Here is a 21515-nt window from a genome sequence, read left to right on the forward strand (position 1 = left end):
CCCCTACTCCCTGTCATTTTTGATTTGTAAGCCGGATAAGACGTTTACGTCGCCTCCGGCATTAACGCCGTGTTATTGCCGGATGGCGGTGCGAGCACCTTATCCGGCCTACAGGCATTACCCGGCAGCCGCGTACAGGTCGATAATCTGTGCCTGTGTGGCGGTGCGTGGGTTACTGCGCAGACAAATATCCTCCAGCGCGGCTTGCGCCCACGCGCTGTAGTGTTCGGGTTTGGCGCCAGCGTCAGCCAGCCGTTTGCTCTGCCCCACTTCGGCAATCAGCTCGCTCACCGCCGCAATCGCATCGCGATCGTCCGATTTCTTATTGGTTAACGCCCGGCCAATTTGACTGAAGCGCTCGCGGCAAACCATCCGGTTAAAGCCCATGACCGTTGGCAGCAGCATGGCGTTGGCCTGGCCGTGCGGAATATGCAGCGCCGCTCCTGGCTGGTGCGCCATCGCATGACACAGCCCCAGACCAGCGCTGGAAAAGGCCATTCCCGCCATACAGGAGGCCAGTAACATATTTTCACGCGCCGCCAGATCGTGGCCGTAACCCACGGCTTTCGGCAGCGATTTGCCAATCATCGCTATCGCGCCAATCGCCAGGCTGTCGGTAAACGGCGTGGCGTTGAGCGCGCTGTAGGCCTCAATCGCATGCGTCAACGCATCGATACCGGTCATCGCCGTCACGTTTGGCGGAACGCCTTCGGTCACGGCAGCATCAAGAATCGCCACGTCCGGCATTAGTGACGCGTGTGCCAGTACCTGCTTGCGTCCGCTGACCGCGTCGATAATCACCGTCACGTTGGTGGTTTCAGAACCGGTTCCGGCGGTGGTCGGCACCGCAATCAGCGGCAGACGCGGGCGTAATGTACTGTGCTCGGTCATGGCGCTCAGCGTCTGGTCAGGGTTAGTCACCAGCAGGGCGACCGCTTTCGCCGCGTCCAGCACCGAACCACCGCCAAAGGCCACTACGCCGTCGCACGCCGCCTCACGCAGTTGCGCCACCGCCGCGCAGACATCGGTGATGCACGGCTCGCCTGGCGGACACGGCCAGACCGTCATCGCCACGCCTTTCATCGCCAGGCTGCGTGCCAGCGGCGCGGTCATTCCCGCCTGATGCAGGAAGCTGTCGACCATCACAAACAGATGGCTTACGCCTCGCGCTTGCGCTTCCTGGCCGCAGGCGCCGAGCGCCCCAAGCCCGCACAGCGTGACCGGCGGTACGCTGAACGTTTTCACCCGTTGCAGATTCAGGGTGTCGAATGCCTGAAATAGCGCCGTCTGTAGTTCAGCTTGCATAGAGTCCCTCCGCTTTCGCTCTCCCGCTGTTAGCTATCGCCAGCGGGGTCATAAACAGGCTGTGCTGCGGTAAATGCACCTGTAACTCCGGGAAACGCTGGCGAAATAACGCCTCCACGCCCGGCTGCATACAGGAACCGCCCGCCAGCCATAAATCAGCAATTCCTTGCCCTTCAATGTGGCGAGCAACGATCTCCGCCATCTTTTCGTACACCGGCTTCACTACCGGCCAAATCTCCTGCGCATTGCTGCGCTTGTACTGTTCCGCCTCTTCCAGGGGAATACGGCGGTTGCCCGCCAGCGTCAGGGAGATATGGTGCCCGCCAGTGGCTTCATCGGCGGAGTAAGTCACCTTGCCCTGTTTGACGATGGCAATGCCGGTAGTGCCGCCGCCAATATCCACCACGCCTGCATTATCAAGCGCCAGCAGATCCGCTACCGCCGTCGGCTCATCCAGTACGTGGCTGACTTCTAACCCGGCAGACTCCAGCGCGTTGATCGAAATACGCGGGTCGGTGCCCGGCGGGAACGAGGTCGCCGCGTGGGTAAAGCGGCAGCCGAGCTGCTGTTCAAGGGTGTCGAGATGGCGGCGCACGAGGGTGACGGCGCCGAAGAAATCCCAGACGATGCCGTCACGCACAACGTCGGCCCAGTCAAGGCATACCGCCACCGGCTGGGCGTTGCCGTCGACCACCATCGACACCACGTCGCAGGTGCCCAAATCGACGCCCAGCCACAGCGGTGTATCGCTGGCGGCGGGCGTCTGGTTACACAGGGCCGCCGCTTTTTGCAGTCTTGGGGTGAGCCAGAGTTGTTCGTCGTGCGCCATGAGTCATCCCTTATACAATGCGAAACGCATCCACCAGCACGCATCGACGCAGCCGCACAAAGGTACGCGCGCTGGTCACCCCTTCGCCGGTTGGCGTGGTGATGGTCATGGTGGTCCAGCCTTCACCGCCCAGTCCGAGACCAGCAATGCACGGACCGTTTTTGACGAAAATACTGGTATCAATGGCGTTCGCCATCTGGTTCATATTGTCGATATTGCGCGAGTGCATTGCCGCGGTGTGGTGGCAGCCGCCCTCAAGCTGGACCGCCAGCGCAATGGCTTCTTCAACGTTGGCAACGCGTACGACAGGAAGCACCGGCATCATCAGTTCGGTCACCGCGAACGGATGGTTGGCAGAGGTTTCAACAAACAGCAGGCGCGTTTGATCCGGGACGTTCAGGCCGATGGCTGCGGCAATCTTGCCCGCGTCACGACCGACCCAGTCACGGCTGACGGTGCCTTTACCGCGTTCATCGATATTCTTCAGCAGCACCGGCTGGAGCTGTTCGGCCTGAGCGGCGGTCAGTTTCACCGCGTGCTGACCTTCCATCAGACGCATCAGCTCGTCGGCGACGCTATCCACCACAATCAGCACTTTTTCGTCGGCACAGATGATGTTGTTATCAAACGACGTGCCTTTGACGATGGATTGTGCAGCGCGCGGCAGGTCGGCGGTCTCATCCACCACCACCGGGGGATTACCGGCACCGGCGGCGATCAGGCGTTTATTAGTATGTTTACGCGCCGCGTCCACCACCGCTTCGCCGCCGGTCACCACCAGCAGGCCAATACCGGGGTACTTGAACAGCCGCTGGGCGGTTTCGATATCCGGGTTCGCCACGGTGACCAGCAAATTTTCCGGGCCACCGGCGGCGACCACCGCCTGATTGAGGAGAGTGATTGCCCGCTGAGAGACCTTTTTCGCCGCCGGATGCGGGGCAAACACGACGCTGTTGCCTGCGGCAATCAGGCTGATGGCGTTATTGATCACCGTCGCCGCCGGATTGGTGGACGGCGTGACCGAGGCCACCACGCCCCACGGCGCATTTTCAATCAGCGTCAGGCCGTTATCGCCGGTCAGCACCTGCGGAGATAAACACTCGACGCCCGGCGTGCCGCGCGCCTGCGCCACGTTTTTAGCAAATTTATCGTCAACGCGTCCCATGCCGGTTTCGCTGACGGCAAGTTCCGCTAATTCTCGGGCGTGTTTTTCGCCCGCTTCGCGAATGGCATGAATGGCAAGCTGGCGCATCGCCACGCTCTTCAGCCCCTGCTGGGCCCGTTTTGCTGCCGCCACTGCGTCATCCAGGGAGGCAAAAACGCCCATCTCATGAACAGTGCTGGCCGGCTGGCTGCTGTCTTTCATTTTCAGCAGTACCGCTTTCACCACCTGTTCAATATCCTGTTGATTCATGATGTTCAGTCCTATTTATGGAAAACCACTTTCCCGCCAGCCACCACTTCATCGACGATGCCAATGACGCACAGATCGACCGGTGATAATTCGCTGCGATGCGCCTGGCGTGCGGAACTGCCGCTGACCAGCAGTACCCACTCTCCGGTTCCCGCCCCGATACTGTCGATAGCGACGGCACACTGCCCGTCGGGGTTGCCCTGGGCATCGATCATTTCCACCATCAGCAATTTGTCATGCGCCAGTCCCTGATGGCGGACGGTACATACGATTTGTCCTGTGACGACTGCCAGTTTCATATCCGCCTCCATGGATTGCCCGTTGGGTCGTAGGCCTTGAATCTGCGCACCATCAGGCAATGGCGCGCATTCATGCCGGATGGCGACGCTGCGCGTCTTATCCGGCCTACCATCAAATGTTGCTGTCGCCTTTGAAGCTGATCGGGAACACTTCTTCCAGATCGCCGTGCGGGCGTGGAATCACGTGTACGGAGACCAGCTCGCCAATGCGCTGCGCCGCAGCGGCGCCAGCATCGGTTGCGGCTTTGCACGCCGCCACGTCGCCACGCACCATGGCCGTACACAGGCCACCGCCAATCTGCTTCACGCCGACCAGCTTCACGCGTGCGGCTTTTACCATCGCATCTGAGGCCTCAATCAGCGCAACCAGGCCCCGGGTTTCAATCATTCCTAATGCTTCCATCGTGTTTTCCTCTCATTAAAGGGGTCCAGAACGGGACCGTTCATTCAACCAGTGTGTGTAAGCTGCGTTCGCGGCTCACGTCAGCCTGGCGCGGCACGGCTGCCACCAACGCCAGTTCGATAATTTCCTGCACGCTACAGCCTCGGGAGAGGTCGTGAAGCGGCGCGGCAAGCCCCTGAATTAGCGGCCCAACAGCGCGATAGCCTCCCAGACGCTGAGCGATTTTGTAGCCAATATTGCCCGCCTCCAGCGACGGGAAAATCATCACGTTGGCGCGGCCTTGCAGCGGGCTGTCAGGCGCTTTTTGCGCGGCGACCTCCGGTACGAAAGCGGCGTCAAACTGCAATTCACCGTCCACAAGCAGTTGCGGCGCACGTTCGCGAACGAACTCTGTCGCCTGCTGCACGTTGGCAACATTGGGGTGACGGGCGCTGCCGTTGCTTGAAAATGACAGCATCGCCACGCGCGGCTCTTCGCCGGTAATGGCCTGCCAGGTGTCGGCGCTGGCGAGAGCGATATCCGCCAGCTGCGCCGCCGTCGGCTGCGGCACTACGCTGCAATCGGCGAACCCTAATGCCGGACCGGCATACTGCGGCAGCATCAGGAAAATAGACGACAATGTTTTGCACCCGGGTTGCAGGCCAATCACCCGCAGCCCTGCGCGCAGCACGTTCGCCGTTGACGACAGGTTGCCTGCGATACACACATCAGCCTCACCGGCGCTCACCATGGCGGCAGCGAACATCAGCGGGTCGCTAAGCTTTTCCACTGCGTCCGGCGGCGTTTTTTCTCCGGCACGGGCAAGCCAGCGTTGCGCAAAACGCTGGCGCATACTCAGGTTGCTGTGTGGGTCGATGACCTGAATGCCATCCATCGCCATACGATGACTCAGGGCAAACTGACGCAGCGCAAACGGACTGGCGACCAGAACGGGGCGAGCCAGACCGTACTGTTGCAGGTAATGCGCCGCTTTCAGCACGCGTTCGTCCAGCGCATCGGGAAAGACGACTCTGGCGGGGGCGCGTACCGCCAGTTCGCGGGCGCGTTCAATGATCATGGCTTCTCTCCCAACCGTTGTTGAATTTGGGCGACCGTCAGCGGATGTTTCGCCACGCTCAAAATCATCATCACGTAAACCGTGCTGGAGAGACGGTTCAGCGCCTGTAAAATGTCCGGGCGCAAGACCTCAAAACTACGGGTAATAAACACTTGTGCGGCGAGGGTTTCCGTTTCGCGGACTTTGGTTCGCAGGAGATTAAGCAGCGCCGCATCGCGACCGTGGCTGGCCTCCGGCACCAGGTGATCGTGGTCGAGATAGCGCAGCGGCTGGTGGGAAAGCCGATGCAGCTCATCCTCGTTCAGCCCGACGATAGACTGAGCCGCCAGCGGTTCATCTATAGCGTCGGCGCGCATAATGTTGCCCAGCCGCGAGCGGATATCGAAAAGCCACGGCTGCCAGGGTTCCGCCAGTTCGATTTGTAGCCACACGGTCAGCGCGATGGCGCTGTCGAGCGCGGCGCGAAAGCCGAGGCGCGGGTCGCTTTTGGCGACCATTTTGTCCGCCGTCAGATGGGTCAGCGTATCGGGCTTTTTCACCACCGGCTGGCGGCACAGTTCACAGCAGGCCTGTGGGTGCGTATCGCTACTGGTTAAGCCATGTACCGGCTGCGGCTGCTGTTCGTCATCATCGACAAACAGCCGACCTTGCGGATCCAGAAACTTAATGCGCAGGCGACGACTTTCCAGCAGTTCCCGGGCCGAGGGCGTCAGGCGGGCATCAGCGGGCAGATGGATCTCCGACCCTTCGCTGAGCGTGTGATTCGCTCTGAGCCACGTTTCGGTGATGAAATCGTTCATACGGATTGCCAGTTTGCAGGCCAGGCGACGTACAGAAAGCGCACGGACGTTGGCGTGCCAAATTCAATGCTGGAGCCTTTAGGGATGAACATGACATCTCCGGCTTTGGCAATCATGGTTTCGCCTTCATGGCGTACGTGCAATTCGCCCTCCAGCACCATGTCGATTTCGTCGTAGTTCAGCGTCCACGGGAAAAAGGCGTTGTCCCACTGCATAAACCCGGCGGCCATGCTGCTGCCATCCTGCTCTGTAACCAGATCGGTTAAGCCGACGCAGTGCGGTTCGGCGCCGTCGAAGCGGCCAAATTTCACGCTGCTGCCGTCAATGACTTTCACGCCGCCTTTACCCGTGACGGAGGTAAAGCTCGGCTGCATCGTCCCCAGTTCCAGCGACTGCTTTTCCTTCAGCACTTTTTCCATCAACTGCGCCACCAGGCTTTCAGTAAACTGCCCTTCCGGGAGCTGCGCGATGATGGCTTCCCGAATGCGCTGGCTTTCGCTTTTACACGACTGCGCCGATGTGGATGCCGGGACGGGCTCGTCGCATTCGGTAATCGTGAAGCCCAGTAGTTCCGCCACTTCGCGAGCCTCCGGGGTAATAATGCTGGCGCGCAGCACTACCGACATCGCCTGTTCGCCGCGGGCGTGGGCCGCACGAATATCGTTAGCTGTGATAAGTTTTTTCACCTGCCTCTTCCTCCTGTTCACTGAGAGCCGCCAGATAATCCACCAACTGCCGCACGCTTTGCGGGTCGTGGCCGTTGAGCTCGAAAATCGGCTCCCGGAACCCAATCTCGCAAAGCAACTGCCGCGTAGCGGCGACGTCGGCATCCGGCATGTCCGTTTTGCTGATAACGGCGATATGTCGTTTACGGGTTCCAACATCCAATAACCCGGCAGGTAAGCGACTTTCTTTATCGTTTGCCGCGTGGACATAAATCAGCGTGTCCACATCCTGCAACGTGGTAATTAAGGCGTGATACCAACGGGGATGGCTAAAATATTCACCCGGCGTATCGATATCGCCATGATCATTAAATTCCACGGCCTGCGTTTTTCTGGCGAGGGAATAATTTCCCCGTAACGCGTTAAAAAGCGTTGTCTTTCCGGCGCCGACCGCGCCGACAAAAGCAATACGTTTCATTACCGCCACCAATTAACTTTTTGTTAACTCACACAGGGTAAAGTTTAATAATCGCCCCAGCCCGCTGACCGTCTGTAATAGCGCTTCTTCTACTGCGCCGACGGTGCCATAAATCACCAGCGCGCCGCTAAATCTGTCGAGAAAACCGATGTGTACATCCGCAGCCTTCATCGCTAAATCGCCAGCGATCATGGCCGTTTCCCCCGGCGTTAAAGTCATAATGCCAATCGCGCCGGCATCGGGAACACCGATCTTTTTCGCCAGTTCTTCACCAGGGTGCGCAATGAGATGCGCCAGCGTGACCTGTTTGCCCGGCACAAATTCCTGAATAATGCGTTCTTTATTCATTGCTCACCGTCTCCACTGAAACTGCCGTCATCGTGGCAATTTTTTGTCGGAGTAAATAACAAAATTCGGCAAGGTGATGTAAAAGGTGAGGTAGATCACTAAGAGGAAGAAAATAAAAGGGACTTCTGTCGAAGGTGTTAACGATAAATATCGTGGTGCATCACATTTTCAGGCGTCATTTTGAATTTAAGCTTGTTCCGCAATAAATACCCACTGGCTATTCTTTGTATTACTATTATTGATAAAAATAATGCGTATCACTCGATTTGTGCATAGTACAGATTCAGTGAAATAAGTAGGGGTAACGCAATAGGTTCCAGAATATCCCCACCCGAGCCTTTCATGCCATGGCGAAGCCCAGCGGCGCATAAAAAAAGCGCAGGAGAACCTGCGCCAGAAGAGAGAGTAATGCGTTATTAAAGCGGCGTGGTTTGCGCTTCAACTACCGCTAACGCCACCATATTCACGATACGACGTACAGAGGCGATCGGCGTTAATACATGTACCGGTTTAGACACGCCCATCAGGACCGGGCCGACCGTGACGCCTTCGGAGCTGGAGACGCGGAGTAAGTTGTAACTAATGCGGGCGGCTTCCATATTCGGCATCACCAGAATATTGGCGGCTCCCTTCAGCGGACTATCCGGCATCCGGTCATTACGAATACTTTCCACCAACGCCGCATCACCGTGCATCTCACCGTCAATCATCAGATCGGGCGCTCGTTCGCGTACCCGCTCAAGGGTTTCGCGCATTTTGCTGGCGGACAGCGAATTTGAGGAACCAAAGTTAGAGTGCGACAACAGCGCGACTTTCGGCTCAATACCAAAGCGGCGAACGGTTTCCGCCGCCATTACGGCGATCTCCGCCAACTGTTCCGGCGTGGGATCTTCGTTAACATAAGTATCGGCGATAAAAGTGTTGCCGCTTGGCAGCAGTAAGGCGTTCATCGCCCCTGCCGTATGCACGCCGTCACGGTAGCCAAAGACGGCTTTCACGACGCTGAAATGCTCATGGTAGTCGCCGATGGTGCCGCAGATCATCGCATCCGCTTCCCCACGCTGCACCATGATCGCGCCAATGGCCGTATGGTTGCCGATCATCGCACGCTGCGCCTGTTCCTGAGTTACCCCGCGACGCTTCATGATCTGGTAATACTCGCTCCAGTACTCTTTGAAGCGCGGATCGGATTCATTATTCACGATCTCGAAATCAACGCCCGCTTTGATCTGTAGCCCCAGTTTCTGGATACGCATTTCGATCACGCTCGGACGTCCGATCAGGATGGGCTTCGCCAGCCCCAGGGTTATCAACTCCTGGGTTGCGTGCAGCACGCGCGCCTCCTCCCCTTCCGGCAGCACTACGCGCTTCGGATCTTTGCGTGCCTGCGAGAAGATCGGCTTCATGAACAGGTTAGTTTTGTAGACAAACTCGGTCAGTTTATCGATATAGGCATCAAAGTCAGCAATCGGGCGCGTCGCCACGCCGGAATCCATTGCCGCTTTCGCGACCGCTGGAGCGATTTTGACAATCAGACGCGGGTCAAACGGTTTCGGAATAATGTATTCCGGCCCAAAGCTCAGGTCCTGATCGCCATAGGCCGAGGCCACCACTTCGCTCTGTTCGGCGTGCGCCAGCTCGGCAATCGCACGGACCGCCGCCAGTTTCATCTCTTCGTTGATCGCCGTCGCGCCGACGTCCAGTGCGCCGCGGAAGATAAACGGGAAGCACAATACGTTGTTCACCTGGTTCGGATAGTCGGAACGACCGGTACAGATAATGGCGTCCGGACGCACTTCTTTCGCCAGCGGCGGCAGAATTTCCGGTTCCGGGTTAGCCAGCGCCAGAATCATTGGCGCGCGGGCCATTTTCTTCACCATCTCCTGAGTCAGCACTTTCGGGCCTGAACAGCCGAGGAAAATATCCGCGCCGTCAATGACCTCATCCAGCGTGCGCTTGCCGCTGTCGTCCACCGCATAGGCCGCTTTGGTCTCCGCCATATTCGGCTCACGGCCTTTGTAAATAACGCCCTTAGAGTCGCACACCACGATGTTGTGCTTTTGCATCCCCAACGCGACCAGCAGGTTCATACAAGCGATTGCCGCCGCCCCTGCGCCGGAGACGACCATCCGCACGTCGGAAATATTTTTCTCTACGACTCGCAGGCCATTAAGAATGGCGGCCGTACTGATGATCGCCGTTCCGTGCTGATCGTCATGGAAAACCGGGATGTTCATGCGCTCGCGCAGTTTCTGCTCAATATAGAAACATTCCGGCGCTTTAATGTCTTCGAGGTTAATGCCGCCAAAGGTCGGCTCCAGCGCTGCGACCACATTGATAAATTTGTCCGGATCAAGCTCATCGACTTCAATGTCAAACACATCGATGCCGGCGAATTTTTTAAACAGAACGCCTTTGCCTTCCATGACCGGCTTGCCGGCCAGCGCGCCAATGTTGCCTAACCCCAGTACCGCTGTACCGTTGGAAATGACCGCGACAAGGTTGCCGCGCGCGGTGTATTTGTAGGCTGCCAGCGGATCTTTTTCGATTTCCAGGCAGGGCGCCGCCACGCCTGGCGAGTAAGCCAACGCCAGATCGCGTTGGGTGGCAAGGGGCTTAGTCGGAGAAACCTGAATTTTACCGGGTACCGGAAATTCGTGGAAATCAAGGGCGCTTTGTTTTAACTGCTCATCCATTTTGTTGTTCCTTTCACGTATCGTTCAAAAAGTGACGCGGCCTGGTGCGCCGCACATTATCACCGTACTGCGCAACACAAACTTTGAAGGTCTGCAAACTATCACGACGCGGCGCAAGAGTTTGTTATCAACTTATAACGGCCATGTTACCTGCTTATACCAGCAATACCATGCCTGTCTGCTATGCTTTTTGGTTATGTAGTGTATCAATCTTTCAGAAGTGTGAATCAACACACTCATCTAACACTTTACTTTTCAAGGAGTATTTCCTATGAACCAGCTAGACGGCATCAAACAATTCACTACCGTCGTCGCCGACAGCGGCGACATCGAGTCCATCCGCCACTACCAGCCGCAGGATGCCACGACAAATCCCTCTTTACTGCTGAAAGCCGCCGGGCTTGAGCAGTATGGTCATTTGATTGAGGATGCGATTGCCTGGGGGAAAAAACACGGCGGTACGCAGGAACAGCAGGTTGCGGCAGCCAGCGATAAACTGGCGGTCAATTTTGGCGCGGAAATACTGAAAAGTATTCCCGGTCGCGTCTCCACTGAAGTCGACGCGCGGTTATCATTCGATAAAGAAAAAAGTATCGAGAAAGCGCGCCATCTGGTGGATCTCTACCAGCAGCAGGGTATTGATAAATCGCGCATTCTGATCAAGCTCGCCGCAACCTGGGAAGGTATCCGCGCCGCCGGGCAGCTCGAAAAAGAGGGCATTAATTGCAACCTGACGTTGTTGTTCTCTTTTGCCCAGGCGCGCGCCTGCGCCGAAGCGGGCGTCTATTTGATCTCTCCGTTCGTGGGCCGAATTTACGACTGGTATCAGGCGCGTAGTCCGCTGGAGCCGTATGTCATGGAGGAAGATCCCGGCGTGAAATCGGTACGCAATATCTACGATTACTTTAAACAGCATCGCTATGAAACCATCGTGATGGGCGCAAGTTTCCGCCGTACTGAGCAAATCCTCGCGCTAACCGGCTGCGATCGACTGACTATCTCCCCTAACCTGCTTAAAGAGCTGAAAGAAAAAGAAGAACCGGTAATCCGTAAACTGGTGCCTTCCTCGCAGATGTTCCACCGTCCTACGCCAATGACGGAAGCGGAGTTCCGCTGGGAACATAATCAGGACGCGATGGCCGTAGAGAAGCTGTCGGAAGGTATCCGTCTTTTTGCCGTTGACCAGCGCAAACTGGAAGACCTGCTTGCCGCCAAACTATAAACCTTGCATGGAGTGATTTATGTCCCGTAAAGACCTTGCCAATGCGATTCGTGCGCTGAGCATGGATGCCGTTCAAAAAGCCAATTCCGGGCACCCCGGCGCGCCGATGGGGATGGCGGATATCGCTGAAGTGCTATGGAACGATTTTCTTAAACATAACCCCACCGATCCGACCTGGTATGACCGTGATCGTTTTATCCTTTCCAACGGTCACGCCTCCATGCTGCTCTATAGTCTGCTGCATTTAACCGGCTATGACCTGCCGCTGGAGGAGCTAAAAAACTTCCGTCAACTGCACTCTAAAACGCCAGGTCACCCGGAGATTGGCTATACGCCCGGCGTTGAAACCACCACCGGACCGCTGGGCCAGGGGCTGGCGAATGCCGTCGGGCTGGCGATTGCCGAGCGTACGTTAGGCGCACAGTTCAACCGGCCGGACCATGAGATTGTCGACCACTACACCTATGTCTTTATGGGCGACGGCTGTCTGATGGAGGGGATCTCGCATGAGGTGTGTTCGCTGGCTGGTACGCTGGGACTGGGCAAACTGATCGGCTTTTACGATCACAACGGCATCTCCATTGATGGCGAAACCGAAGGCTGGTTTACCGACGATACCGCCAAACGTTTTGAAGCCTACCACTGGCATGTCGTGCATGACATTGACGGGCACGATCCGGAGGCGGTGAAAAAAGCCATTCTGGAAGCCCAGAGCGTAAAAGATAAACCTTCGCTAATTATCTGTCGAACGGTGATAGGTTTTGGCTCGCCGAATAAAGCCGGGAAGGAGGAGTCGCACGGCGCGGCGCTGGGCGAAGAAGAGGTGGCGCTGACCCGCCAGAAGCTGGGATGGCATCATCCGGCGTTTGAGATCCCAAAAGAGATTTACCGCGCGTGGGATGGCCGTGAAAAAGGCGAGAAAGCGCAGCAGCAGTGGCAGGAAAAGTTTGCTGCTTATGAGAAGGCTTATCCTGAGCTGGCCGCGGAGTTTACCCGCCGGATGAGCGGCGGATTGCCGGAGGCATGGGAATCCGCCACGCAAAAATTTATTAACGACTTGCAGGCTAATCCGGCCAAAATCGCCACCCGTAAAGCATCGCAAAATACGCTCAATGCCTACGGTCCCCTGTTGCCGGAACTGTTGGGCGGATCGGCAGATCTGGCGCCGAGCAACCTGACTATCTGGAAAGGTTCGACCTCGTTGAAAGAGGATCCGGCAGGTAATTATATCCACTATGGCGTGCGCGAATTCGGCATGACCGCCATTGCCAACGGCATCGCCCACCACGGCGGCTTTGTACCGTATACCGCCACGTTTCTGATGTTTGTCGAATATGCGCGTAACGCGGCGCGTATGGCGGCCTTAATGAAAGCCCGGCAGATTATGGTCTATACCCACGACTCCATCGGTTTGGGCGAAGATGGCCCGACGCACCAGGCCGTGGAACAACTGGCGAGCCTGCGCTTAACGCCAAACTTCAGCACCTGGCGTCCCTGCGATCAGGTTGAGGCGGCGGTCGGCTGGAAGCTGGCCATTGAACGTCAGCACGGGCCGACGGCGCTGATTCTCTCGCGGCAGAATCTGGCGCAGGTGGAACGCACGCCGGAACAGGTGAAAGCGATTGCCCGCGGCGGTTATATTCTGAAAGATAGCGGCGGCAAGCCGGATATCATTCTGATCGCTACCGGATCGGAAATGGAAATTACCCTACAGGCGGCGGAAAAATTGACTGGCGAGGGGCATAACGTTCGCGTGGTGTCGTTGCCTTCAACGGATATTTTCGATGCGCAGGACGAGGCATATCGCGAATCAGTGCTACCGGCGCACGTGACCGCCCGCGTCGCGGTGGAAGCCGGTATAGCCGACTACTGGTATAAATATGTTGGCCTAAAAGGCGCAATTATCGGCATGACGGGATACGGTGAATCCGCCCCGGCTGACAAACTGTTCCCGTATTTTGGCTTTACCGTGGAAAATATTGTGGAAAAAGCCCGCCGGGTGCTGAACATCAAAGGCTAAGGCGAGCGTTAGCAACACAGACTTTGCGCAGTCTGCAGACCTGTTCTGTAGGCTGTGCAAAATTACTTCGTAGACTCAGGCGCATCTGACTGCCCGATGACGACCTCATCAATGGATTTATGGCACATCAGGCAAAAGGCCTTTTTTTTATGCGCCTGTAATGTTGAATCCCACGCCGCTGATCCGCCTTCTTTATTCACTTTTTCTCTTATCGCCGCCAGTCGATCTATTTCATAATAAGCGCTCAGGCAGCCACAATGGGGGCATAATACGGGGCCATTATTTATTTTCATACTATTTCCTGCTGTGGTGAGGCTATCGGGTAAAGTAACAATCCTACCGTAACGTAGCAATCTCTATACCATAAATGAAACCTCAATAGGTGTATCCCTATTCTGAAAAGGGGATAACAACCAGGATTCAACGCGTGATCCACAGCGTAGGCCAGGCATCCGGCCCGTGCCAGTTATCGCAGCTCGGTTCTTCGGCATAACGTACCAGACGAAAACGATCGCCATCATAGCGCCAGCGCGTCTGGATACCACAGTCGGTTAACCCCCGCCCTTTCGCCAACGTCACCAGCTCGCGCGTTTTCTCGTCAAAGAAGGCGTTCATCAACTCCATGTCATTACTTTCGACGCCGCGATTAAACGGCAGCCGCAAACGTACGGCGCGCGAGACGCGCGTTTTTTTGCGTGAAACTACCCAGGCGAGATCAATAGTGTTATAGGCGCCGGCTTCGCAGTTAACAATCAATAACGCTTTATCATCCGTCAACGCGCTGACCTGCGTCTCGCGACGCAGCGGGTCAAGCGAACAACGAATGCCGTTTACCCGCCATGCTGCGTAGTCCAGCAGATCGTCGCGTTCTTCCTCACTCAGCGGTACGGGCGTTGGATTAATCACGGCGATCCCCTTTAATGCCGGTGCCGGGGGCACGCTGAGCGGCGGTTCGTTTCCTTTTTCAATCCAGGCGGTTTCGCTGCCCACACGTTTTTGTTGCGCGTCGATAAACAGTAATGCCGCTTTTAATCCCGCCAGCGAAAGCGTCTGAACGCCGTTTTTTAAGGTGATGGCCTGCGCATCCTGAATCGTCTGTAAAAATGCGGTGATGGTGGCAGGATCGCCGGTCATGAGATGCCAGGGCGACACGCGCCAGTGTGGACTGTTGAACGAAAGCGGTTTGCCATCCAGCAATAAGCGAGGCGCAATTGCGGCTTCTTTAGCGTCGGGCGGCGCCAAACCGCCGCGGTCGATACGCAGTACCGCATCGGTACGCGCCCCGGCGCTGCGGCTTAATGTCATCACCAGCCCATGATGTTCGCCAGTATTGCGCGCTACGCAAAAATTTTGGTTATTGCAGGTGACCTGCCAGTCGGAAAAAGTCCGTTGCGCTGGCGCAGCCCACAGTAGCTGGACCGGCAACAGGCCAAACAGACAAAAAAGAATAACGCGGTAGCGCATGAACGGAACAACCCCAGATTCAGAACAACACAGCTAAGGCGGTATCTTCCTTGCGCGCCTCAGGGTTCTCAATCAGATTTATCGGATTGGTCTTTTTTGTGTAAAGAAATATATTTCTTTTTTTTCAGTCCATTAGATGAGACGTCTGTAAATAGTTAAGCAATAACACGGTCTTACCGTCCCGAATCTCGCCTGAGCGCACCATTTCCAGCGCCCGGGAAAACGGCAGTTCAAGCACCTCAATCTCTTCATCCTCCACGCCGCCGCCGATGCTGGCGCGCTCGCTATCATGATATTCGGCAATGAAGAAATGAATCAGCTCCGTGACGCCGCCTGGCGACATATACAGCTCAAATATCTTGCGTACCTCACCAACGTCATACCCTGTCTCTTCAATGGCCTCTTTACGGATACAGACCTCCGGCTCGTCGTTATCAAGCAGGCCAGCGCAGGTTTCAATTAACATACCGTCTTGATTACCGTTGACCCATGTCGCCACGCGAAACTGACGAACCAGAAGCACGGTTTTTTTAGTTGAGTTGTAAAGCAGAATGGTTGCGCCATTCCCGCGATCGTAAACCTCACGCTTGTGACGGATAACCTCGCCATTACGACGGGTCAGGTCATAGGTAATGTTGCGCAGAGTAAAATAATTATCAGAAAGAATTTTATCCTTAATAAGCGTAATGGTTTGCGACATGCTGGCTCCAGGGTGTAAAAAGAGCATTAATATTACGCCGTGAGGTCGGTTTTGTCTGCTGAAGGGTTAATCCTTAATGCCGACTGAACGGATGTACAGCCATATTTTTCTGTCACTGCCATGACCATATTCTGCTTCTCCGGGCCGCAGAGTCCATGCTCGCGATATGATTTGACGGCCGGAGTGAGACTGAGGGAATCATCATGAAATTTACTCTCGTTGCGACGGTTCTACTGACGTTTTCCCTTTCAGCTTTTGCCGTTGAGTATCCGGTATTGACCATCGCGAGCCCTGATCAGGTGGGGTTTGATAGCCAAAAACTTCACCGACTTGATGGCTGGATTCAAAATCAAATTGATGCCGGATATCCCAGCATCAATCTTCTGGTGATAAAAGATAATCATATTGTTCTACAAAAATCCTGGGGCTATGCTAAAAAATATGACGGTTCCACGCTGTTAGCCCATCCCATTAGGGCGACCACTAACACGATGTATGACCTGGCTTCAAACACAAAAATGTATGCCACTAACTTTGCATTGCAAAAACTAGTGTATGAAGGAAAAATAGATGTCAATGATTTGGTATCAAAATACATCCCCGGCTTTAAGGATATGCCTGGGGATAAAATAAAAGGCAAAGATAAACTCCGCATTATTGATATTCTTCATCACGTCGCGGGCTTTCCTGCCGACCCACAATATCCCAATAAAAACGTCGCCGGTAAATTATTTTCACAGAGTAAAAGCACTACTCTGGAGATGATTAAAAAGACACCGCTGGAATATCAACCTGGGTCGAAGCATATCTACAGCGACGTGGATTATATGATTCTTGGTTTTATCATTGAATCGATAACGGCAATGCCATTAGATTGCTACGTCGAAACCACCATTTATAAACCGCTCGGATTAAAACATACCGTCTTTAACCCGCTGATGAAAGGCTTCACGCCGCCGCAAATCGCCGCAACGGAACTACACGGCAATACGCGTGACGGCGTGATTCATTTCCCCAATATTCGCACCAATACACTATGGGGCCAGGTGCATGATGAAAAAGCCTGGTACTCAATGGGCGGCGTTTCAGGACACGCCGGACTGTTTTCTGACACCCATGATATAGCTGTGTTAATGCAAGTCATGCTCAATGGGGGCGGCTACGGTAACGTGAAGCTATTCGACGACAAAACGGTTGCGCAGTTTACTCGACGCTCGCCAGAAGACGCTACCTTTGGTCTGGGGTGGCGCGTTAACGGCAACGCCTCAATGACCCCCACGTTCGGGGTATTAGCCAGTCCACAAACATATGGACATACCGGATGGACCGGAACGCTGACGTCTATCGATCCGGTTAATCATATGGCGATTGTGATTTTAGGTAACAGGCCGCACTCGCCGGTAGCAAATCCTAAAGTAAATCCGAATGTTTTTGTCAGTGGATTATTACCTGCGGCGACGTATGGCTGGATTGTTGACCAGATATATGGTTCCTTAAAATAAAAATTAAGAGCCTGTCCCACCAGGCGTTATTGGCGCAGCCAGTTTGGACACGGACAGCGCGCAAAAACCGGAGCGTACACGTAGTACGTGAGGTTTGACTCGCTACGCTCGCCCTTCGGGCCGCCGCAAGCGGCGTTCAAAACGCTAACGCGTTTTGGCGAGCACTACCCAGGACCAAAATGGCAAGTAAAATAGCCCTAATGGGATAGGCTCTAAGAAGGGATTCTGATAGCGTCCCTTCCTTCAATTTACACTCTATTTTCAATACTAAGATTGGCCTCATCAGGCCTGTTAAACGTCGACCCGACGGAAAAATGTTTATCGCAGGGCGTCCAGCCCTGCGAGCGTCAACATTTCTGCAAACGGAGTAAGGTTAGCCAATAAGTTTAAGATTTTTTATCACTCAATCATTTAACCGTTCCAGGCCTTAACCGGCCTACAAATACGCTTATTTAGCTAACCAGTCGAGTATCCCCTGCGCAGCATGTCGGCCTTCTGCCATCGCCGTCACCACCAGATCGGCGCCGCGCACCGCATCGCCGCCGGCGAAAATTTTCGGGTTGGACGTCTGGTAACGAAACTCGCTCTCGACGCTGGCGGCAATACGTCCCCAGTTATCCACCTTCACGCCATGCGATTCCAGCCACGACATACCATGCGGATGAAAACCAAACGCCATAATGACCGCATCCGCCGGCATCACGAACTCGCTGTCCGGTACAGGTACCGGGCGGCGTCGCCCCTGACCATCCGGTTCGCCAAGCCGCGTACGCAAAAAGCGAATACCGCTGGCGCGCCCGTGCGTATCCAGCACCAACTCAACCGGCTGAACGTTAAATTCAAAGTTCGCGCCCTCTTCCCGCGCGTTTTTCACCTCTTTTTTCGACCCCGGCATATTGGTCTCATCGCGGCGATAAGCGCAGGTGACGTTGGCAGCGCCATGACGCAGCGCCGTACGTACGCAGTCCATTGCGGTGTCACCGCCGCCCAGCACAACCACGTTAAGACCCGCAGTATCAATAAACGGCTCGTCAGGCAACGCCGGAAGCCCCATCACCTGTTTGGTATTGGCGATGAGGAATGGCAACGCATCATATACCCCCGGCGCGTCTTCATTCGGTAAATCAGCCTTCATGGAACGGTAGGTTCCTACCCCGACAAAGACGGCGTCATAACTCTCCAGCAGCGTCTCCAGAGAAATATCTTTCCCTACTTCGCAGTTAAGCTCGAAACGAATCCCCATCGCGCTGAAGATTTCCCGACGGCGCGCCAGCAGAGATTTATCCAGTTTGAAAGCCGGAATACCAAAGGTGAGCAAACCGCCGATTTCCGGATGGCGATCGTAGACGGTGGCGCTTACGCCATGGCGCGCCAGCACGTCAGCGCAGGCAAGACCTGCCGGCCCCGCGCCGATAATCGCCACGCGCTTGTCGCTCTTCTGTACGTCCGACAGGTCGGGACGCCAGCCTTTGCTCAGAGCGCGATCGGAGATATAGCGCTCAATGTTGCCGATGGTAACCGCGCCATACTCATCGCGGAGTGTACACGCGCCTTCGCATAGCCGGTCCTGCGGACAGACGCGCCCGGTAATTTCCGGCAGGCAGTTGGTCTGGTGAGAAAGCTCTACCGCCGCATCAATATCGCCGGCTTTCACCAGTTCGATCCACTGGGGAATATGGTTATGCAGCGGACAGGTCCATTCGCAGATACTGTGTTCCCCGCATGTGAGGCAGCGGGCCGCTTCACGCTCCGCCTGCGCGGCGCGAAACGGCAGATAAATTTCCTCAAAGGTGGTTTTACGCGCTTCAATCGCCAGTTTATCCGGTTCGCCGCGCGGCGGCGTCGCCTGCATACGCTCGACTTTGCTGCTTGCTGTCCCACTGTGTTGTGTATCCACGGTATGCCAGGGGCGAATCTCCTGCCGGGCGGTACGCAGCCGTCGCGTTTTAGCCAGACGGGTCAACGAGTCTTCGGTGACCAATTGCAGCGCATCCGCCGGGCAATTTTCCACACAGGCCGGACCCTGTTCACGTCCCTGACACAGATCGCATTTATGCGCGCTGGCTTTGAACTGGTTTGGCGCGACGGGCGTTAATACCATCTGCATGGTGCCGAATGGGCAGGCGACGACGCAGGATTTACAGCCGATGCACTTCTGCGCATTGACCTGCACGCTGTCGTTAATATGCGCGATCGCGCCGTTCGGACAGCTACGGGCGCAGGGCGCATCTTCGCAATGGTGACATGTGACTGCGCTGCGCTGGTGCTGATGTTTAATGACAGTAATTCGGGGCTGATAGCGCTGTGACGTCAGGACATGTCGCTCATCATTGTGAGCCATTACGCAGGCGACCTCGCAGGCATGGCAGCCCAGACACTGCTGGCTATTGGCCATAATAAAACGATTCATGGCATCCTTCTGTTTTGGTTGTAAAAACCTTATTCTTTATATGAGCATTGTTATTAACTGACGAAGGCGGGGTCGGCAATGTTCATCTGCCCAGGAAGCACAACTATCTGTCCAGAACCTGTGGCAGATCAATTTATTTCAAAGCAAATGCAATTGCGATTCAGCTAAATGCGGGGAGTGCCAGCGTGACGGTTAAACGCCCGGTCTCAGCCAGTCTGGCTAAGGCTTTTTTCTATATTGTGCTGTTGTCTATTCTGTCCACCGGCAGCGCATTACTGACGCTGACCAGCAGTTTACGGGATGCCGAAGCGATCAATATCGCTGGTTCGCTACGAATGCAGAGCTATCGGCTGGGTTACGATCTGCAAAGCCGTAGCCCGCAGATTAATGCGCATCGTCAACTTTTCCAGCACGCGCTCAACTCGCCGGTACTGCAAAATCTCAACGCCTGGTATGTGCCGCAGGCGGTGAAAACTCGCTACGCGCGCCTGCACGCCAACTGGCTGGAGATGAATAGCCGCCTACAGGACGGCGACATTGCCTGGTATCAGACCAATATCAACAATTATGTCGATCAAATTGATCTCTTCGTTCTGGCGTTACAGCATTACGCCGAGCGTAAAGTCATGCTGGTCGTCGCCATATCGCTGGCGGGCGGTATCGGCATATTTACGCTGGTCTTTTTTACCCTACGGCGTATTCGCCAGCAGGTCGTTCGTCCGCTGAATCAACTGGTCACCGCCAGTCAGCGTATTGAACATGGTCAGTTCGCCCCGCTGCCGCTGGATACCAGCTTACCCAATGAGCTGGGATTGTTGGCGAAAACGTTTAGTCAGATGTCGAGCGAGCTGCATAAACTTTACCGTTCGCTGGAAGCCTCGGTGGAAGAAAAAACGCACGATCTGCACGAAGCGCATCGCCGCCTGGAGGTGTTATACCAGTGCTCCCAGGCGCTGAATACCAGCCAAATCGATGTCCACTGTTTTCGCCATATTTTGCAAATTGTCCGTGAACATGACGCCGCCTGGTATCTGGAGTTAACCGTGGGCGATAACTGGCGGATTAGCGAAGGCATGCAAAGCCCCGACCTGCCGATGCAAATGCTGCCAGTGACGATGCAGGACACGGTCTATGGCGAACTCCACTGGCAAAGCCCCAACGTTAATGCCTCTACGCCGCTGCTGAACAGCGTCTCCACGATGCTGGGGCGTGGTTTGTACTTTAATCAGGCGCAAAAACACTTCCAGCAACTTTTGTTAATGGAAGAGCGCGCGACGATTGCCCGTGAGCTACACGATTCGCTGGCGCAGGTACTTTCTTATTTACGTATTCAGTTAACGCTTTTGAAGCGCGCTATTCCTGAGGATAACGCCGGCGCGCAAAGCATCATGGCGGATTTTTCCAGAGCGCTGAACGACGCCTACCGTCAGCTTCGCGAGCTACTCACCACGTTCCGTCTGACGTTACAGCAGGCCGATTTACCCTCCGCATTGCATGAGATGCTGGAAGATTTACAGAGTCAGACCCCGGCCAAACTCACGTTGGATTGCCGTTTACCCACGCTGGCGCTGGATGCGCAAATGCAGGTGCATTTGTTGCAAATTGTGCGCGAAGCGGTCCTGAACGCCATTAAACACGCCAACGCGAGCGAAATCGCCGTGAGCTGCGTCACCGCGCCTGACGGCGATCATACCGTTTATATTCGCGATAATGGCATTGGTATCGGCGAACCCCATGAGCCTGCCGGACACTATGGTCTGAATATAATGCGTGAGCGCGCGGAGCGCCTTGGCGGCACGCTGAATTTTTCGCAACCCTCCGGCGGCGGCACACTGGTCAGTATCAGTTTTCGCTCCTCCAACAAGGAAGAGAGTCAGTTAACGTAAAGAACGGCAAATCGCCG

General features: G+C 55.5%; 19 protein-coding genes. 4 read left to right on the plus strand and 15 right to left on the minus strand.

Going from position 1 to position 21515, the window contains the following annotated elements:
- Nucleotides 1-117: 117 nt before the first annotated feature.
- The 11 genes from eutG to maeB all read right to left on the minus strand — a co-directional run bounded on the left by eutG (nt 118) and on the right by maeB (nt 10294).
- Nucleotides 118-1305, minus strand: a complete 1188-nt coding sequence (gene eutG, locus EOS97_RS01980) for an ethanolamine utilization ethanol dehydrogenase EutG (RefSeq protein ID WP_001147501.1) — start codon at nt 1303-1305, stop codon at nt 118-120.
- A complete protein-coding gene (eutJ, locus tag EOS97_RS01985) occupies nt 1295-2134 on the minus strand; it encodes an ethanolamine utilization protein EutJ (protein ID WP_000929670.1) in 840 nt (279 codons plus the stop codon). The genes eutG and eutJ overlap by 11 nt, the downstream gene beginning before the upstream one ends.
- A gap of 10 nt (nt 2135-2144) precedes the next feature.
- Nucleotides 2145-3548, minus strand: coding sequence for an aldehyde dehydrogenase family protein (locus tag EOS97_RS01990; RefSeq protein WP_001075644.1), 1404 nt, complete (start codon nt 3546-3548; stop codon nt 2145-2147).
- A gap of 11 nt (nt 3549-3559) precedes the next feature.
- On the minus strand, nt 3560-3847 hold the full coding sequence (gene eutN, locus EOS97_RS01995; protein ID WP_001522340.1) for an ethanolamine utilization microcompartment protein EutN: 288 nt from the start codon (nt 3845-3847) through the stop codon (nt 3560-3562).
- A gap of 112 nt (nt 3848-3959) precedes the next feature.
- A complete protein-coding gene (gene eutM / locus EOS97_RS02000; RefSeq protein WP_000387716.1) occupies nt 3960-4250 on the minus strand; it encodes an ethanolamine utilization microcompartment protein EutM in 291 nt (96 codons plus the stop codon).
- A gap of 40 nt (nt 4251-4290) precedes the next feature.
- Nucleotides 4291-5307: a phosphate acetyltransferase gene (pta, locus tag EOS97_RS02005; protein WP_000582928.1), complete on the minus strand. Its 1017-nt coding sequence runs from the start codon at nt 5305-5307 to the stop codon at nt 4291-4293.
- Nucleotides 5304-6107 (minus strand): ethanolamine utilization cob(I)yrinic acid a,c-diamide adenosyltransferase EutT, encoded by an 804-nt coding sequence (gene eutT, locus EOS97_RS02010; RefSeq protein WP_000997656.1) that lies wholly within the window; start codon nt 6105-6107, stop codon nt 5304-5306. Before eutT ends, pta begins: the two co-directional genes overlap by 4 nt.
- A complete protein-coding gene (gene eutQ / locus EOS97_RS02015; RefSeq protein WP_000733862.1) occupies nt 6104-6793 on the minus strand; it encodes an ethanolamine utilization acetate kinase EutQ in 690 nt (229 codons plus the stop codon). The genes eutT and eutQ overlap by 4 nt, the downstream gene beginning before the upstream one ends.
- Nucleotides 6771-7250: an ethanolamine utilization acetate kinase EutP gene (eutP, locus tag EOS97_RS02020; RefSeq protein ID WP_000820751.1), complete on the minus strand. Its 480-nt coding sequence runs from the start codon at nt 7248-7250 to the stop codon at nt 6771-6773. Before eutP ends, eutQ begins: the two co-directional genes overlap by 23 nt.
- Before the next feature lie 12 nt (nt 7251-7262).
- Complete coding sequence (gene eutS, locus EOS97_RS02025; protein ID WP_001031445.1) at nt 7263-7598, minus strand: ethanolamine utilization microcompartment protein EutS; 336 nt, start codon at nt 7596-7598, stop codon at nt 7263-7265.
- Between the two features lie 416 nt (nt 7599-8014).
- The gene (gene maeB, locus EOS97_RS02030) at nt 8015-10294 is read right to left on the minus strand and encodes an NADP-dependent oxaloacetate-decarboxylating malate dehydrogenase (RefSeq protein WP_000344299.1); all 2280 of its coding nucleotides are present in this window, start codon (nt 10292-10294) and stop codon (nt 8015-8017) included.
- Nucleotides 10295-10565: 271 nt separating this feature from the next.
- On the opposite strand from maeB, the gene tal reads away from it, so the two are divergent.
- On the plus strand, nt 10566-11516 hold the full coding sequence (gene tal, locus EOS97_RS02035) for a transaldolase (RefSeq protein ID WP_001072442.1): 951 nt from the start codon (nt 10566-10568) through the stop codon (nt 11514-11516).
- Between the two features lie 19 nt (nt 11517-11535).
- The gene (tkt, locus tag EOS97_RS02040; protein WP_000087326.1) at nt 11536-13536 is read left to right on the plus strand and encodes a transketolase; all 2001 of its coding nucleotides are present in this window, start codon (nt 11536-11538) and stop codon (nt 13534-13536) included.
- Between the two features lie 62 nt (nt 13537-13598).
- Here tkt and EOS97_RS02045 read toward each other — a convergent pair whose 3' ends face one another.
- The 3 genes from EOS97_RS02045 to nudK all read right to left on the minus strand — a co-directional run bounded on the left by EOS97_RS02045 (nt 13599) and on the right by nudK (nt 15700).
- Complete coding sequence (locus EOS97_RS02045; protein WP_000700635.1) at nt 13599-13829, minus strand: hypothetical protein; 231 nt, start codon at nt 13827-13829, stop codon at nt 13599-13601.
- 127 nt (nt 13830-13956) lie between these two features.
- A complete protein-coding gene (locus EOS97_RS02050; RefSeq protein WP_001270674.1) occupies nt 13957-15000 on the minus strand; it encodes a DUF1176 domain-containing protein in 1044 nt (347 codons plus the stop codon).
- Between the two features lie 124 nt (nt 15001-15124).
- Nucleotides 15125-15700 (minus strand): GDP-mannose pyrophosphatase NudK, encoded by a 576-nt coding sequence (gene nudK / locus EOS97_RS02055; protein ID WP_000084033.1) that lies wholly within the window; start codon nt 15698-15700, stop codon nt 15125-15127.
- A gap of 203 nt (nt 15701-15903) precedes the next feature.
- On the opposite strand from nudK, the gene pbp4b reads away from it, so the two are divergent.
- A complete protein-coding gene (pbp4b, locus tag EOS97_RS02060) occupies nt 15904-17202 on the plus strand; it encodes a penicillin binding protein PBP4B (RefSeq protein ID WP_127836110.1) in 1299 nt (432 codons plus the stop codon).
- 448 nt (nt 17203-17650) lie between these two features.
- On the opposite strand, the gene aegA is transcribed toward pbp4b, so the two are convergent.
- Entirely contained in the window at nt 17651-19612 is a 1962-nt protein-coding gene (gene aegA / locus EOS97_RS02065; RefSeq protein WP_001078943.1) for a formate-dependent uric acid utilization protein AegA, read from the minus strand.
- Between the two features lie 185 nt (nt 19613-19797).
- Between aegA and narQ the strand changes: the two genes are divergently transcribed.
- Nucleotides 19798-21498, plus strand: a complete 1701-nt coding sequence (gene narQ, locus EOS97_RS02070; protein ID WP_000216812.1) for a nitrate/nitrite two-component system sensor histidine kinase NarQ — start codon at nt 19798-19800, stop codon at nt 21496-21498.
- Nucleotides 21499-21515: the final 17 nt, after the last annotated feature.

It is taken from the genome of Salmonella sp. SSDFZ54 (assembly GCF_004010735.1).
Lineage (GTDB): Bacteria > Pseudomonadota > Gammaproteobacteria > Enterobacterales > Enterobacteriaceae > Salmonella > Salmonella enterica.